This is a genomic window from Succinimonas amylolytica DSM 2873 (genome assembly GCF_000378405.1).
Classification (GTDB): domain Bacteria; phylum Pseudomonadota; class Gammaproteobacteria; order Enterobacterales; family Succinivibrionaceae; genus Succinimonas; species Succinimonas amylolytica.
The window spans coordinates 91,095-109,163 of record NZ_KB899636.1; the positions used below are offsets into that span (position 1 = coordinate 91,095).

Annotated in this window: 7 protein-coding genes; all 7 read right to left on the reverse strand. The window is 47.4% G+C overall.

Translation table 11 applies throughout. From position 1 onward, the window contains the following. Positions 1 to 480: 480 nt before the first annotated feature. Complete coding sequence (locus F557_RS0100490; protein ID WP_019000308.1) at positions 481 to 3,354, reverse strand: valine--tRNA ligase; 2,874 nt, start codon at positions 3,352 to 3,354, stop codon at positions 481 to 483. A gap of 421 nt (positions 3,355 to 3,775) precedes the next feature. Continuing rightward, positions 3,776 to 9,418 (reverse strand): pilus assembly protein, encoded by a 5,643-nt coding sequence (locus tag F557_RS0100500; protein ID WP_019000310.1) that lies wholly within the window; start codon positions 9,416 to 9,418, stop codon positions 3,776 to 3,778. Positions 9,419 to 10,434: 1,016 nt separating this feature from the next. Further along, positions 10,435 to 11,373: a 4-hydroxy-3-methylbut-2-enyl diphosphate reductase gene (ispH, locus tag F557_RS0100505; RefSeq protein ID WP_019000311.1), complete on the reverse strand. Its 939-nt coding sequence runs from the start codon at positions 11,371 to 11,373 to the stop codon at positions 10,435 to 10,437. A gap of 58 nt (positions 11,374 to 11,431) precedes the next feature. Beyond that, the gene (gene lspA / locus F557_RS0100510; RefSeq protein WP_019000312.1) at positions 11,432 to 11,956 is read right to left on the reverse strand and encodes a signal peptidase II; all 525 of its coding nucleotides are present in this window, start codon (positions 11,954 to 11,956) and stop codon (positions 11,432 to 11,434) included. Positions 11,957 to 12,046: 90 nt separating this feature from the next. Further along, the gene (ileS, locus tag F557_RS0100515; protein WP_019000313.1) at positions 12,047 to 14,869 is read right to left on the reverse strand and encodes an isoleucine--tRNA ligase; all 2,823 of its coding nucleotides are present in this window, start codon (positions 14,867 to 14,869) and stop codon (positions 12,047 to 12,049) included. A gap of 156 nt (positions 14,870 to 15,025) precedes the next feature. Continuing rightward, a complete protein-coding gene (gene ribF / locus F557_RS0100520) occupies positions 15,026 to 15,991 on the reverse strand; it encodes a bifunctional riboflavin kinase/FAD synthetase (protein WP_019000314.1) in 966 nt (321 codons plus the stop codon). Between the two features lie 85 nt (positions 15,992 to 16,076). Beyond that, complete coding sequence (gene murJ / locus F557_RS0100525) at positions 16,077 to 17,657, reverse strand: murein biosynthesis integral membrane protein MurJ (RefSeq protein WP_019000315.1); 1,581 nt, start codon at positions 17,655 to 17,657, stop codon at positions 16,077 to 16,079. Positions 17,658 to 18,069: the final 412 nt, after the last annotated feature.

Genomic DNA, 18,069 nt, shown 5'->3' on the forward strand with positions numbered 1-18,069 from the left:
ATACACTGATTACCGGGGTCTTTCTTTTCCGGAGATTTCCCACACTATTGCAAGGAGATTCCTCTGCCATCAGCTTCTTTTCCGATACGGCCCGCTAATTGATCCTCGTCAGTTTCGGATGAACATTAAAGTTGCTCTCTAATCATGCACTAGGCTCCTTACGGATGAACGCATCAAACAGACCGCTCCTGCAAAGGCAGCATCCAGCAGCATAAAAGTGGCAGAAAAATCCTGAAAGCCGTCAGCAGAAAGACCGGAAACCGCCCCGAAAAATGGAAATATGAAAATGTGGAAAGCTGGGGTTCAGCCCATCTTAAGAAGCAGCCGATTATGCTACCCGAAACGCCGGACAATCAGTTTTTCAGCTTCCAGAAAGCTTCTGGCATGTTTTTGGACATAAAAAAGCGGAACAGTTCATGCTCCGCCTAATTCTGAAACCGCCCGGCACTCCTGGGCGGCATTTTTGTTCCCATCCGGAAATCAGAGACTCTCAATCATTTTGAGCTGTTCCCGGAGCTTGCCGAGACTTTCTTCAAAACCGGGAAGCTTGGCCTTTTCCTTCTCAATAACCTGAGCCGGAGCCTTAGAGGTAAAGGCCGGATTCCCCAGCTTGTTATTAACACGGGTAATTTCCGCTTCTACGTAGGCAATATCCTTGCGGATTCTGACAAGTTCCGCCTCCTTGTTCAAAACACCGGCTGCAGGGAAGAGAATTTCACTTCTGCCCACTATAACAGCAATTACCGGCGGCAGGTCTCCGTCTGCCGGGAATACCGATTCCAGATTTGCCAGAGCATTTACAAATTCGGAATTTCTGTTAATGATATCGATTTCCGACGCATCGCCTCTCATAAACGGACTCAGCTTCTGAGCAGGAGAAAGATTCTTCTCTGCACGGAAATTACGCACGGTAACCACAAAGTCCTTAATGTAATCCAGTTCCCTGAGAGCCTCGGCATCTACCTGATAATCAGCTGCCTCAGGATAGGCCTTCAGCATTATGGTGTCCCCCTCACGGTAGTCTGAACATACCAAAGGAGCAACGGAACGGTATATCTCTTCGGTGATGAAAGGCATTATCGGATGAGCCAGTCTCAGAGTTACCTCCAGCACCTCCAGAAGGTTATAAAGAGCAGCATTCTTCTGCTTCTCAGTACCAAAACCGGAAGTCGGATTTTTAGCCCAGAGAATAGGCTTGGTGAGTTCGATGTACCAGTCACAGAGCTCATTCCAGATAAACTCGTAAAGAGCAGCGGCTGCCAAGTCGAAACGATAGCTTTCAAAAGCTGATCTGACCTCTCCTATGCATTCAGAAAGCTTGCTTCTGATGTAACGGTCGGCCAGAGTGTAATCATCGGCCGCAGGCTTTCTTAAAGACTTCCCCTCGGCATTCATAAGAACATAGCGGCAGGCATTCCAGAGCTTGTTGCAGAAATTTCGATACCCCTCAAGACGCTTCATGTCCCAGTTAATGTCACGGCCGGTGGAAGCCAGGGCAGCCAGGGTGAATCTGAGCGCATCTGTACCGTGAGCCTCAATGCCGTTCGGGAACTGCTTTTCGGTTCTCTTGGCAATTTTCTGAGCCTTCTGGGGCTGCATCATATTTTTAGTGCGCTTTTCCAGAAGTCCGGCAAGATCAATGCCGTCAATCATATCCAGAGGATCCAGCACATTCCCCTTGGACTTGCTCATTTTCTGACCTTCCTCGTCGCGGATAAGTCCGGTTACATACACCTTTTTGAAGGGCACCTGGGGATTTCCATCACTGTCCTTAATAAAATGCATGGTCATCATGATCATTCTGGCAACCCAGAAGAAGATGATGTCAAAGCCGGTTACCAGAACATTGGTAGGATGGAACATTTCCAGTTCCGGAGTCTTTTCCGGCCATCCCAGAGTGGAGAATGTCCAGAGTCCGGAAGAAAACCAGGTATCAAGGACATCCTCGTCCTGTCTGAGCACCGTATCGGCTCCCAGATGGTTCAGCTGACGAACCTCCTCCTCGCTGTGGGCAACATAAACCCGGCCGCTTTCGTCATACCAGGCGGGAATCCGATGCCCCCACCACAGCTGCCGGGAAATACACCAGTCCCGGATATCACGCATCCAGGAGAAATACATGTTTTCATACTGCTTCGGAACAAACTGGATATCACCTTTCTCCACGGCCTCAATGGCGGGCTTGGCCAGAATGGCTGCCCGGACGTACCACTGATCGGTAAGCATGGGCTCAATGGGAACCCCGCCGCGATCGCCATAAGGCTGCATCAGCGTATGATCCTCAATTTTAACCAAAAGCCCCGCTTCCTTTAGATCCTGCACCATGGCCTCACGGGCTTCATAGCGATCCATACCGCGATAACGGGCCGGGAGCTCCTTGCTGTAGGCATCGGATGGCTCACCGTTAACATTGAACACCTCCGCCTCGTCCCGAATTCTGGCATCCGCAGTAAGAACGTTGATCATCGGAAGGGCATGCCTTTTCCCGACCTCATTGTCGTTAAAATCATGAGCCGGGGTAATCTTCACACAGCCGGTTCCCTTGGTCATATCGGCATGCTCATCGCCGATTACCGGAATTTCACGGCCAACCAGGGGCAGAACCACCTTTGATCCGATAAGATCACGGTAGCGGGGATCCGCACTGTTAACGGCCACCGCAGTATCACCAAGCAGGGTTTCCGGACGGGTGGTAGCCACTACCAGATAATCAAGGCCTTCAGCAGTCTTGCGGCCACCGGCAAGAGGATAGCGAATATGCCACATGGAACCCTTGATTTCCCGATTCTCCACCTCCAGATCGCTGATAGCCGTGCGCAGCTTGGGATCCCAGTTAACCAGACGCTTTCCCCGGTAAATGAGGTCTTCCTGATAAAGCCGGATAAATACTTCCTGCACAGCCCGGGACAGCCCTTCATCCATAGTGAAGCGCTCTCTTTCCCAGTCAACGGAGTCCCCGAGACGACGCATCTGTCTGGTAATTGTGCCGCCAGACTCCTCTTTCCATTCCCAAATCTTATTTATAAAGGCATCGCGGCCATAATCCTGTCTGGTTTTTCCTTCCTCTGCCGCAATCTTTCTTTCAACTACCATCTGAGTTGCAATACCGGCATGATCTGTTCCGGCCTGCCAGAGGGTATTGTCCCCCAGCATTCTGTGGTAGCGAATCAGAATATCCATAATGGTCTGCTGAAAGGCATGCCCCATATGAAGAGAACCGGTCACATTAGGCGGAGGCAGACAGATGCTGTAGGAAGGACGTGAGGAATCCATGCTGGGCTTGAAATATCCGGATTTTTCCCAGTCCTCGTAAATAGCCTTTTCTATTGCGCTGGGATTGTATGTTTTTTCCATGATGGTAGTCTTCTATATTCTCAGTCAGAACCGGAGAGCCCAGAAGGGAATTTTAGGGATTCCGCTAATTCCCTTCTGCCGCTGCTCCCTGTTTTCAGAAAAGGACCTGATCGATACGATGATTCGAACAGTGCCTCAAAAATCCGGTGCTATTTTACTCTAAAACAGGATCAAAATCACGTATGACGCCATTATCTCACTTGATGACGTAACCGGTATTCCGCACCATCCTCTGGTAATCACACCTGATTCCTGATGACCAAAAATTCACTTAACATCCGGATTATCAGGGGAACATTACATAAGTACTGTCCCTCCGGACATGTTTGGGATTTCATCCAGCTGATACATAACCAGCCACACAAAAAAAGGTGCCCCTCTCGAGACACCTTAAATATCAGACTACTAAACCGGAACGAAATTAGTACAGCTTCATCCAGGAAGAATTCTTGGTCTCCTGGAAAGGATGAGGCTTATCAACAGATCCCATACCGTCTTTACCTTCTTCGTTACCTTCCGCATTGTCCAGACCGGCATGCACAGATACACTCTTTTTTTCAGAATTATTATAGTGAATTGTTACACTCAGCTTATTTACCAAAGCTTTAATCTCACGATCCGTGGAACCAACACCATTGATATAATCTATGGTAATCATTGATGATCTGCCACTGGCGGAACAAAGATCGCCCACTATCGGGATATTAGGTGTAACAATCACTGTATTGTCAAGAACTAACATGTTTGTGCTGATTCTTTCACCAGAATGATAAATCGGCCCCTGTCCGGTTACCGGATCATAAGGATTCAGATCAACATACCAGCCATAATTTCCTGCCTGCTGATACGCATTCAGGTTAGGCAAATTAAACTGACGATAATTGGTTTCTGTCTGTTTAGTGACCGTCAAAGGCTTAAGACAGTGCTGCCCGTTCTGATCTTCACATCTTCCTGTAAACGCATCATCAGCAACCGTAACAGAACCAGCGTCTCTGAACATATACAGGGACTGCGCATCATTGTAGGTCTTCGAAACATCATCAGAATCATAGGAATACATGTAAGAACCGGTTCCAACAATGATGCCAATACCGTCACCGCCATAGTATCCCATCACCGGAACTGCGGTTATAGGCTGATTCTTCTTGTATTTATCCTGTGCAATGAAAATCACCTTCGGAGTGTTAGTATCTCCCGAACAGGCAGAATTCCCAGTCTTGCACTTGAACCAGTTGTAAGGACGGTCAACATAGCCAGTAATACTGGTACCGAGAGTATGCTTCCAGACATAACCAAAGGTATCAGCAAAGTAAAAACCAATAGAATCTGCATCATCGCCGACCAGATTAATTACTTTGGCCGCAGTATAAGCAGGTCTCCTTCCTAATCCCCAGGGATCACTGAAGGCATTCGTTATATCAACTTTATTTGCCTTCTGAATCTCGTCCAACGAGGTAGCAGCAACCACACACGGAAGCTTGTAATCCGCTGCTGTTTCTGCCGTAATCTCCTTATTAAACTCACCGGATTCCAGAGAAGCATAGCATTTCTTGGTACTGCCGCCTATAGATGCACCGGGATCGGTCGGATCAACAAAGCCATTTTCTCCCAGCATATCTACAATGAACACCCCAGGCACACCGGAATAATCGAGACCGCTGGTAAACAGCAGATAAGGCACATTCTTATCATTATTCTCATTACCTCCTGCGTTAATAAGGGTCGGCGCATCCCTGTACTTCCCTACATAGCTGGAACCAGCATAGAATCCCGCACCAGGAATAAGAGTTTTATCTGTAAGCTCCCACTTCAGCATATCTCTAGCAAAAGTCAGCTTATCTTCATCATTCTTGGACGCAAAAGTATGAATTCCCGTAACATCAAGGAGATACGCTCCCTTAAGTCCCAACCCGAAGGTACCGTAGACATAAGTATGACCTTTACGACTATAAATTTTAGGTGTACTGTCAACAAAAGGGAAGTGATCGTAATCCTGTCTGCTAAGCTGCTTCAGTTCTCCCCAGGCGGCTGACGGAATATAAGAAAGAACCGGCTTCATGTCCTGAGCATTAATGAAATGAAGCATACCATCATTGGCACCTACTACAATGAAACCTTTCGTTTCGGCAGTGGTGGTTCCGTCTTCTGCTGTAGTATTTATGACATCCGAAAAATAAACCGCATTCGAATTGATAATATCAGCCAGTACGAAAGATTTTCCGTCAGCATCACGTCTTTCTCTCAGCGGGGTACCCTGTGATCCCTTGCCACCTCCATTCAAAACGAGTCTCTTGCTGGCATTCTGGGAAATATCCAGGCCTTCATAGCTGTGATCACCAAGAACCCATCTGACAAACTGATTCATAAAACGCCTGGAATCAGTATTGTCCTGAGAATAGACACCGTCAGTACAGGTACCTTCCTTAAGAATCTGCTGAATAATATTACAGGTAAGATAATGGAAGGCTCCATCTTCAATCATTCCGTCGGTAGTGTTATCAATTCCAGAGTAAAATCTCCGAACTCTATCGGCTTTATCGGCAACAGTCATATCATAGGTAAATACAAATCTGTTGGCAGGATCTGCAGATACATCATTAAATCCATCACTGGCCTTCTTTGCACCACTGTATTCGGAAAAATCATAGCCGCCTGAATTGCTAACCTTGGCTGTAACAACATCACCTTTCCAAATCGAAGGGTCGTACATCGTCGGATATATTAAATCGCCCGTCTTTGTTTTAGAGGTCGCAGCCGGCTGGAATCCGGAACCGGAATGAGCAAATTTATTAATGTTATTTAACATCTTTGCCATACCGTCCCGCAATTTGGTCATATTGGTAACTTCATAGTAATTATTAGGAGTATCACTATTGGGATCTACCGTTTCAGAAACCGGTCCGAGACCAAATCTTGCGGCATACCACAAAGGAGACTTCAGCCAGTAATTATTAGTGGTCTTGGAAACCTTGAAGACGCGACTTGCAGCGAGTCCGTAATTCTTCCTGACAGAGTCACCGAAAAGACGCTTTATCGACTTCGAGCCTTCGAAGCAACGCGGAGTGATACCAGCACGGTCGTACGGTATCTGATCTGCTCTTGGACAATCACTATCATTAGTTTTCGCAAGAACTTTATTCATCGCATCAGCAATCTGGAGACGGTTTGAATAATAAAGATTGACTGTTCCAAATTTATCGGTTTCATAGCCATCGAGCTCTGTAATATACTGATAATACTGAGCAATATTGCTGGCACTCAATGCTACACCGTTTAATTTATAGTCATTCTTTGTCTTAAATCCTCCATTAGTAAAGCGACAGCTAGAATCATTGTAAAAATCTTCTTTACTGGTATATTTCAGCCCCTTAGCACAATTAATGATATTGGAATCATTGATGATGGTATCGAGATCATAGAACTGATAAATTTCATCAGGATGTGAATTCGCTGTGGACTTTGCCAGATCAACATAAACACCTTCATGCTCAACACCGGTAATCAGATATCCGGCATGCTGCGGTGCATAGGGGTCGCCATCTACATGTCTGGTTACAATTCTGACATAATACTCCCCGTCAGTTCCTTTCATAACCTCATAGTCGTACTCTACAACCCAGTCCATATCGTAATCGGAACCGTACTGGAAATCCTCATAATTGATACGGAAAACACCTGATTTATCAGCAATCTTCTCAACATAGAAGTCAGCTATCTGATTAGTGGAATGACACTGCCGGACCTGCTTCATCTTGTCTTTGTTAAGATAGTGCTCTACCCTGCTTAATTTATCACTTACCCACTGCCCTTTTTCATTCTTCACAGAAGTATAGCACTTTGTCGAAGATTCAGTATCTCCGAAAGTCTTTGCAAACGGAAGAATAGTAATCTGCCGTCCATCCTCTGTATGAAGATTTATCTCCGGAAGATTAGGCTTCATTGCCACAACATATGTCTGTAGCGAATGTTGCTTTGCATCTGTTGAATTTGGCACATTAACCGTCCGCATGGTATTGGCACCAAAGTAATATGCCACACCCGCAACATTATAACTGCCATGGCTATAGGCTGCCGCCGGAGCAATACCCTCAATGTCCCCAAGAGAACTAATCTCCTTCAGAGAAGGGATATAATAGTAGTCGTCATATTCATTGGTATAATTACCGCCAACAATGTATTTACCAGACTTAAACCCTTTTGTAGAAACAGTCGACAATGCATTGGCAACGTTAGTGTTATCATCAGTCCCGGAAACCTTAAACGGATCAGCGCCCCCCCACACATTGTTGTAATCAAAGGACACGTTTTCATCTGCAATGAGCAGAGTAACAGGTTTAGCACACCAGTCAGTCAAAGTGTACGGATCCTTCTGTTCCGCATATCCGATATTCAGCGTAACTTCACCATTCCATGATGTCATTACATCATTCTTTGCCGGCAAAGTCTTATTCCGGAAATAAAGCACTGAGGAATACAGCAGTTTTGCAACCGGATTACCCCAGTCCTTACATTTTCCGTTCGTCATCTTGGCAATTCTTTGGATACTGTCATTTTTTTCAAAATTTCGGTGACAGTCTGTATAATCACCCGAACCATCATTGGAACCATGGTTTTTCATGGCAATATTCATATTGTCTATTGCCTTTATAAAACCGCAGTTTACCCCCTCCTTACAGCCTACGGCCTTTAGATCAAAATCGCCGACTCTGCCTCCTTCAGGAGCTGAAGATACATACACTTCCTTGGTAAAATCGCCGATATTGGCTCTAAGAGTTCCCAGTCCCAGATTATTGGTCCAGCTCCCCGTTATAAGACCAAAGTTTATACGCGGCTTACTGCCCTCTCCGTATTGCTGCAGCAAGCCCACCGGCTGCCATTCAGGGTTATCACGATCCGATGAGTAGTCCTTACAGTCAGAGCTGGAATGAAAATCCGGAGTACAGGCAACAACCACAAGGTCCACTTCCCTCATTTTGCCGCCGGAACAGTCATCCCATTTAACTTTTGGCAAACTAACCCCTGTAGGGAAACTGCTCCAGTTATCCCCGCTACAGGAACCAAACTTCGAGCTCGAGCTCGCAGCACCGCCCTCTTTATTACTCTTCGTCTGACGGCTGACCCAGTCCCAGATATTCATCTTGGCAGAACTGTTTTCTACCATGGGCATACCGGCATTATCAATCTTGACGATTCTCATCACATGGGGCTGTCCCGGACCACTCGAATCCTGACTGTCATACGAGGTAACCGCAAAAAAATATGCCCCATTTTCTGAAGTACTGGGAAGTCCGGTAAACTGAGAAGCCTTAAGCTTGCCGCCATACATGGCATCACCCAGCACCTTACCCCAGGAATGACCGTCGCGCAGCACACGGGAATGCTTTAAAAGTGTTGCTTTATACGCTTTTCCGTCTTTGGACGTCCCACTGTAGGTGACAAACTTGGAGTCTTTACTTGTCAGAGCGGTATCGGTAAGGCGGGTTCCCCCGTACAGAATCTTCCTTATGGCATCGATTCGCGATGTTGTTACATAATTGAGGAAATTACCAAGCCAGTGTGTAGACCCCTCACACACCGGCACCTTGCGCGACTGGCCACGGCCAAAAGGATCTTTATCTGCGGGAAGCCACAGGTCAGTAAGCGTCACGGGACTGCTCAAACTAGCCTCGGCCACCGGAAGCCAGTATCCGAACAGATCACCATCTCTTGCAGGGGCATTATTCAGCGAACTGGTTCCCTGTTTAAATTCATAGCATAACTTCGGATCAAACAATCCCTCATAGGTGATCGAGGGATCATACATGGTATCGAGACGACCGTCCCCGTCAATATCGGATGCGTCGTCATACGCCTCGACAAAAAGATTGTGTTCACGGCCAAGAACCAGCATTACCGCCGGAGGCACCATCCCTGACAAATTCATGGGCTTGTTGGCAACCTGACCATTTCTGATAACATTTTCCTCATCAGCGGAAAGACCGTAAGCCAGCGAAGATACGCCTATAACCCCTCCGGTGAGCATTGCCAGGGCAATATTACGCGAAAGCTTTGATAATCTGATCATCTTTGTCTCCATTGACAAACATTAATTGAATTTATCTGTGTCCCATTTTACGAAGCTCAAAACAAACCTCTGCTTCGTAAAATCCGCTTATTTGTCGCAGTTGTATTCCGGGGCGACACACCTCCGAAGCACCAAGACTTTCCGGCAAGATACTCTAAAATCGGGACGCGAGCACCCAGCCAGGACAAAATCCTGCAACTTAGTCTAGTAATTTTACACCAGACCACAGTCATGTTTGAGTTTTTAGAAAGTACCGGTTATATTTTTGTTAAGAATCGCACAACTTGAAAAAAAACACCTGAGAAATTAAAGCAATCTCACCGCCTCTCATACGTTACATAAAGCTTTCAAATACGCACCTTTTATGAAAACTATCTCCGTAAGATCAGTTTTTTATCTAACATTCTGTTAACAAATTCATGCCAAACCTAATATTCCAGAAATCCAGTACTTGTCCCGACGTAAGTTATCCCTGATAAAACACCAGGAACGCATGACATGACGGAACTAAATGAGCTATAGAAACTACAGAAATGACTGCAACTGTCGAAAACATATGTTATGCCCGCCTGACTTCAGTCTTTTGGCAGATGAAGCGTGAATATCTTTCATATATGTCAATTTCACGCCAAAAGAACAAATATAACAGGATTAAAGCTGGAACTTTCGCTTTTATAAACAATAATTACTGTAAAAAACTTTAAAAATAAAATAATAATTATTACTTTAGAAAAACCCTCTATTCAGGATTAATCTTGTTTGAGAAATTCAATGTGTTATTAATAACTATAATATTAAAAGGGGTAAAATGGTCTTATGAATATTAAACAATGTTAATAATAATCAGAAATGGTGGCATAAGTGAATGGAACCGGATACTCCCCCTAAAAAAGGGGGAGGGACGCATAGCGGTTCTGCAGTTCCCGATATAACAAGGGAATCCTCCAGAGGAAAATTTGCCTGGGCTTACAGATTCCAGCACGGTATCTAATCCCGCAGATTAGTAAACTTTGGGGCTAAAGATCTCCGGGTAGCCGGAACTTCTGTTTTTCAGTGGAAACCCCAAGCTCCTCGATATCCTCGTACCCGAAATTACGAAGCTCCCTGACAAGATCCTTAAGGAGATACTCCGGAGCCGAAGCCCCTCCGGTTATGCCGATTACCCGGTATCCTGTAATCATTTCCGGAAGAAGTTCCGTGTAGTCGTTTATCAGAAACGCCTTCGCTCCCTCATGCTCGGCCACCTCCCGAAGCCGGTTGGAATTGGATGAATTTCGGGATCCCACAACCAGCACCACATCTGCCTTTTTAGCAAGCTCCTTCACTGCCCGCTGCCTGTTCTGGGTGGCATAGCAGATATCATTTAGTCCGGGACCCTGAATGCCCGGGAAACAGGACTGAAGCTCTCTGATGGTAGCAGCGGTTTCATCAACGCTGAGTGTGGTCTGGGTTACAAAGCTGAGCTTTGCAGGATTTTTTACCTTAAGATTTTCAATATCATGATGATTAACCACAAGATAAATCCCTCCCGCTTCACTGTTATACTGACCCAGAGTTCCTACAACCTCCTGATGCCCGGCATGGCCTATCATAATCACTTCTTCGCCCTGGGAGGAAAGACGCCGCACCTTCCGGTGGACACGATCCACAATGGGGCAGGTGGCATCATACACCCGAAGGTTCCGCATCCTAGCCAGCTCCTCCACATCCGCTGACACCCCGTGAGCAGAAAACACCACAATGCTGTTTTCCGGAATATCGGCAAGACAATCGGTAAACACCACTCCTTTTTGCCGGAGATCATCCACCACATGCTGATTGTGAACCACCTCGTGAAGTACATAAACGGTCTCGGAAGGAAATTTTTCCAGAACCTTTTCCACTGTTTCAATGGCCCGGCTGACTCCGGCGCAGAATCCGTGGGGTACGGCAATAATAATCTTTCTGTCAGACATCATAACTCCTTCATAAATCCACCGGCGGCAACACACCATCCCAATGCTTCAACCTGCGTTACGCCTGTGTATTCTGCCGGCTCTCCGCATCCTTTTTTCCAAAAATTTCGCAGATTATAATCATCGCCACTCCGGTGCATACCCCGCAATCAGCAATGTTGAATGCCGGGTAATGATGGGTTCCAACATAAAAATCCAGAAAATCGATGACATAGCCATAAAAAACACGATCATAAAGATTGCCAATAGCCCCGCCAATAACAAGAGCATAACCCGAATTCAGAAACCAGCGGCTTCGCGGTGTTTTTTCCATAAGGTAAACCAGAAACAGACTCACCAGAACAGCAATCCCCCCGAACAGCCATTTCTGCCAGCCTGGGTAGTCGGCCAGAAAACTAAATGCGGCACCGTGGTTATGCACATGTATTATTCTGAAAAAACCGTCAATAACAGAAATTGCCGCCTCCGCACTGTAGGGGGCCAGGTTATCCACAATCCAGGTCTTGGATACATAATCCAGAATAATCACCACGACAGTCAGCAGCAGGTAAGCAATTCCGGACTGCTTTAAAGAATAGCTCATATCAGCGTTATCCCCACAAATAAAACAAAGGCCGGAATGAAACCGGCCCCTTCAAACTATTCCTGAGCGTATTCGGCCAAATGCCGGATATCAGGCAAACTTGCGAATCTCACCTGTACCATCAATATTGGTAACACAGCGGGTACAGACATCTTCATGACCGGCGATGGTGCCTACAGAATCCTCATAATGCCAGCACCGGGTACACTTCTGGGCAGAGCTGTGCCTGACCTCAAAAGCCAAACCGGAAATATCGGCATCCTTTGCAGCGGCAGTCTTTTCAGTCAGGGGACGAACATCACAGTGAGATACTATGAGAACATAAATGAGCTCGTTTTCCAGACGATCCAGAATCCCCTTTCTGGCTTCATCGGCATAGATTACCACATCAGCCTCCAGCGGCGATCCGATAACCCGATCGTTTCTGGCCTCCTCCAGCTTCTTGTATACCTCGTCCCGTACCTGCTTGACCTCATGCCAGAAGCTGTCATTGAACACAGCATCAGAAGAAAGCGGGGCCAGACCGTCATACCACTCGGAAGTGAATACATACTTCGTTCTTCTGCCCGGCATAAAACTCCAGGTTTCCTGTGCCGTGAAGCTGAGTACCGGCGCAAACCAGCGTACCAGGGCCTCTGCAATATGATAAAGAGCGCTCTGACAGGATCTCCTGGCCAGACTGTCGGCTTTGGCGGTGTACTGTCTGTCCTTGATGATATCAAGATAGAAGGAGCCCATTTCCACAGAACAGAATTCCATGATCTTCTGAACCACGGTATGGAAATCGAAAGAGTCGTAGGCCTTGATAATTTCCTTCTGGAATTCAAAGGCACAGGCAACAGCCCAGCGATCCAGTGCTACCATTTCCTCCAGAGGAACCAAATTCTTATCAGGATCAAAACCGTTCAGGTTGGCCAGAAGGAACCGGGTGGTATTTCTGATGCGACGATAGGCATCAGCACTTCTCTTGAAGATTTCATCGGAAACAGTCATATCTCCGGTATAGTCAGTAGAAGCCACCCAAAGACGGAGCACATCAGCTCCCATCTTGGCGATTACCTCCTGAGGACTTACCACGTTTCCAATGGATTTGGACATCTTGCGGCCCTGAGCATCCACAGTAAAGCCGTGGGTGAGAACGGTTCTGTAGGGAGCCTCGTTCTTAATGGCCGTGCTCAGCATGAGTGATGACATGAACCATCCACGATGCTGATCCGAGCCCTCAAGATACATATCGGCACTCTGACCGTTGTATTCGCTTCTCTTATCCACCACCGTAAAGCTGGTAGAGCCGGAGTCAAACCAGACATCAAGGGTATCACCAACCTTTACATAGCGCTCCCGCTCTTCCGGAGCAAGCACCTCTGCCGGATCCAGATCCCACCAGGCCTGAATACCGCTCTTCTCTACCCGTTTGGCAACTTCTTCAATAAGCTCCTTTGTTCTCGGGTGAAGCTGGGAGGTATCCTTGTCCACAAAGAGGGCAATAGGAACACCCCAGGTACGCTGCCGGGAAATACACCAGTCCGGACGGTTCTTAACCATGGCTTCAATACGGTTCTGTCCCCAGGACGGCACCCACTTCACCTGCTGGATTTCCTCCAGGGATTTCTGACGAAGGCCATGATCATCCATGCTGATAAACCACTGAGGTGTAGCCCGGAAAATCACCGGACTCTTGTGTCTCCAGCAGCACGGATAGGAGTGATCAATCTTGTTAAGGGCCAGAAGAACGTTCTTCTCCTTAAGTAGCTCAATAACATTCTTGTTGGCATCGAATACATTCAGACCTGCAAAGAATTCCACGTCCGGCAAAAACCTTCCATCAGGTCCTACCGGGCAATCCACCGGAAGACCGTAGCGGGAACCTACCATATAGTCGTCAAGACCGTGAGCCGGAGCAGTATGAACAGCACCAGTACCGGAGTCGTCAGTTACATGGGCACCGAGAATCACCGGAACCTCACGGTTAAGGAAAGGATGGCGGAATTTAAGGTGCTCAAGCTTTTCACCCTTTGTCTCTGCCAGAACCTCATAATCCTTAACCCCATAGCGGGCAAGAGCAGTTTCTGCAAGACTGGCTGCAAGAACCAGACGTTCCTTTTCAGGCGCGTTCACCTGAATCAGCTGATAGGTAAAATCCTTGTTAAGGCAGATAGCCTGGTTGGCCGGCAATGTCCAGGGGGTAGTTGTCCAGATTACCGAACTTAGCTGCCCTTCTCCCCGGTCAGTTCCGAAGGCTGCCAGCACAGCCCCTGCATCAGAGGCCGGGAAGCGCACGTCAATGGCATAGGAGCTCAGGTCCTTGTATTCAACCTCCGCCTCGGCCAGCGCGCTGCGACAATCAATACACCAGTGAACCGGCTTAAAGCCCTTAACCAGATGACCGTTTTCAGCAACTTTTCCAAAGGCCCGAATAATATTGGCCTCGGTCTCAAAATTCATGGTGAGGTAGGGATTATCCCAGTCTCCCAGCACTCCGAGGCGCTTAAAGTCGGCCATCTGGGCAGAGATCTGGGAACGGGCATACTTGCGGCATTCCTCTCTGAATTCGCTGGCAGAAACCTTCTGCCCGGGTTTTCCCACTTTTTCCTCAACCTTAAGCTCTATAGGAAGTCCGTGGCAGTCCCAGCCGGGAATATAGGGAGCATCAAAACCTGACAAGGTCTTAAACTTGATAATGATATCCTTGAGAATCTTGTTTACAGAATGCCCCAGATGAATATTTCCATTGGCATAGGGCGGCCCGTCGTGAAGAATAAAGGACTTACGGCCTCTTCTGGCTTCCCGGATCTGTCCGTAAAGATCATCCTGATACCACGCATCAAGCATTTCAGGTTCACGCTTAGCCAGATTTCCCCGCATAGGAAAGGGAGTATCCGGCAGGTTCAAAGTATTTTTATAATCTGTCATGAGCTCAATAAAGTCCCTTGTTTAGGTTACAACTTAATCATCAAACCAGACGCCTCATAGTTCTCCAGGAACAACCCCGGAACAAGGCATCCGACAATAATTCAAAATCTCAGGTCAGAAGACACCTTCCGGCCCGTCTTTACGATTTCCAATCCTTTAGCTGCTGCGGTATTCACCTTCAAAAAAGTCCCGGGCTACCGCTTCATCCTGCTGTATCTGCTTTTTCAGTTCCATAAGTGATGAAAATCTTCGTTCAGCCCTGAGTTTTTTCAAAAAAGCCACCCTGATTTCCTGACGGTACAGATCACCGCTATAATCCAGAATAAAAACCTCCAGACGCGGCACCTTTCCGTCTACCGTAGGCCTGATACCGACATTGGCAATCCCGTTTCTCCAGATACCGTCGGGAAGCATGGCTCTGACTGCATACACCCCAGACACCGGCACCACCCGTCTCTTAAGATTGACGTTGGCTGTTGGAAAATTTATGGTTCTTCCCAGCTCCTGACCGTGGCAGACCTTTCCGGAAATAACGTAGTCTCTTCCCAGGAGAACCTTCGCCAGATCCAGCCTCCCCTCCTCCAGGTATTTTCTTACCAGAGTGGAACTTACTCTGTCATGAAGCCGTTCAAAGCTTTTCAGGCTCTCAGTTTCAAATCCGGCCTCCCGGCCTTTCTGCTTCAGAAAGGCATAGTCTCCAAGGCCGTACCTGCCAAACCGAAAATCATCCCCCACCAACAGATATCTTACATGCATCCGGTTCCGGAGTATCTCAAACACAAAATCTCCGGGAGGCACACTGGCAAGTTCGCTGTTGAATCTCAGACAGAACATAATTTCTATCCCCAGATCCCGAAACCCCTGAAACTTATCCCGAAAGCGGCTCAGTCTGGCGGGAGTCTCCTTCTGGAAAAACTCCTTTGGCTGCGGTTCAAAACACATTACAGCAGCCTTAAGATTTCTTTTCCGGGCCTCTCTGACAAGCGTCCCCAGAACAGCACGATGACCTGCGTGAAGGCCGTCAAAATTCCCGATGGTAAGAGCAATGTCAGGATTCTTTTCCAGGGGACTATCCTTATCCCTGCTGAAATGATAATGGCCTAAACTTCTCACAAGCAGCATAGCCGAAACATTCTCAAACCGTCAGAACACTAAAACAGCTGTAAATTATATCAGAAAATGTAACCTGCTTAACAAAATATCGCCGCTACCCCCGAAGCTCCCGGGGACGCACCCCGAGAATTAAAAGGACTGCTCCGTAAACCAGACCACCGGCAAGGATAAGCCCAGACATGAACATAAAGGCCTGCCACAGCGGAAGATCCGCCCAGCCGGCAACATCCATAGCCACCTGCATCTTGAGAACAGTAACGGCGGCAAACATAATAAGGGAACCAAGCACCACCTTGACGACATACAAAATGACAGGCCGGGTCAGACTATAGACGTTACCTCGCCGAAGACCTCTAACAAGAAGGAAGGCGTTCACAAAAGCTGCCAGCGAAGTGGAAAGAGCCAGGCCGATATAGCCATACCCCCAGAAATGCTCTATCGGCCACACCAGAATCAGATTGAAGCACAGATTGGAAATCATGGAGATAATCCCGTACTTCACCGGGGTCTTGGTATCCTTCCGGGCATTATAGGCCGGAATCAGCACCCGGGACAGCATGATGGCCCACAAACCGGAAACCGAGGCGATAAGACTGTAGGACGAATGCTCTGCCGCTTCAACTCCGTACTCGCCTCTCATGAAGAGAACTCTGAGAATCGGTTCCCTAAGCGCAATCATTCCCAGCATCGCCGGGATCCCCAGGGTTAGCACCAGCTTCACCCCCCAGTCCATGGTTTTTCTGAAGCCCGCGGCATCATTGTTAACCTGCACCCGGGACAGAGCCGGAAGGATTACTGTGCTTATGGCCACGGCGAAAATTCCGATGGGAAACTCCAGCAGTCTGTCGGAATAGTAGAGGTAGCTAATGGCTCCGGTTGCCAGAAAGGATGCCAGCATGGTATTCACAAGAAGATTCAGCTGACTTACGGAAACCCCGAACAGCGCCGGAATCATAAGGGTTCTAATCCTTTTTACACCATCATGATTCCAGCCCCATTTCGGCCAGACCAGTTTACCGAGCCGGTAAAGAAACGGAAACTGAAATAAAAACTGCACAATACCGCCGATAAGAACTCCCACTGCCAGTGCGGTATTGGGATCCTCAACCTCCGGGGCCAGAAAAATACAGCAGGCAATAACAGCCAGATTTAAGAAACAGGGGGTTACCGCAGGAACCAGGAACCGGCCACAGGTGTTCAAAACCGCTCCGGACACGGCTGTCAAAGTAATAAAGAAAAGATACGGAAAGGTTATTTTCAGAAGAAAGGAGGCCTGAACAAACTTTGCAGCCTCCGGACCTCCGGTATACCATTCCCAGAACCAGCCCCACCCGAACAGAGCTGTGATAACCGCACTTCCTGCCATTCCCAGAACTGTAACCAGAAAAACTATAATCCCCAAAGTACCGACAGTGCATGACAGAAGCTCCTTTTGCTCAGCCTCGGTTTTCTGTTCCTGAAATTCGGTCATTATGGGAACAAACGCCGAGCTAAACGCCCCTTCAGCAAAAAGACGTCTCAGAAAATTCGGAATTCTGTTGGCAAAGAAGAATACGTCAGCGCAAAGTCCGGCTCCCAAAAGGTGCGCAATAAAAATATCCCGTACCAGTCCGAGAATACGGGACAAAAAAGTAGCTCCGGCCGTAACCAGACCGGATCTGAAAAGCTTGGCCATAACTTAAACTCCGTGACGCCGCAACACCAGAATGATTCCAGTATGCAGCCGGTCCTAACTGTCCTGAACAAGGAAAATATCTTTATGAAGATTCATCCCGAAAAATTCCGGAATTCCGCAGTCTGAAGACAATCAATATCACTGAAACAGAAACAGATTTTATATCAGGGGGGCATATTCTTCAATTACCGGCACTTCCCGGAACTGAAACCAAAATCACCGAGAGACTCCTTATCCACCTGTACCGGATGACGTTTCCGAAATACTGCGACTGGCGGAAACAAAGATTTTGTTTTCACCTGCTGACAAACCGGAAATAAAGATATAAAATACGCCCCGGTTTATTGGACTAATGCCGGAACTAGGGCAGCATGAATTTCTGAAAGGAAGTGTCTCTTTGTGCCGCTTTCAC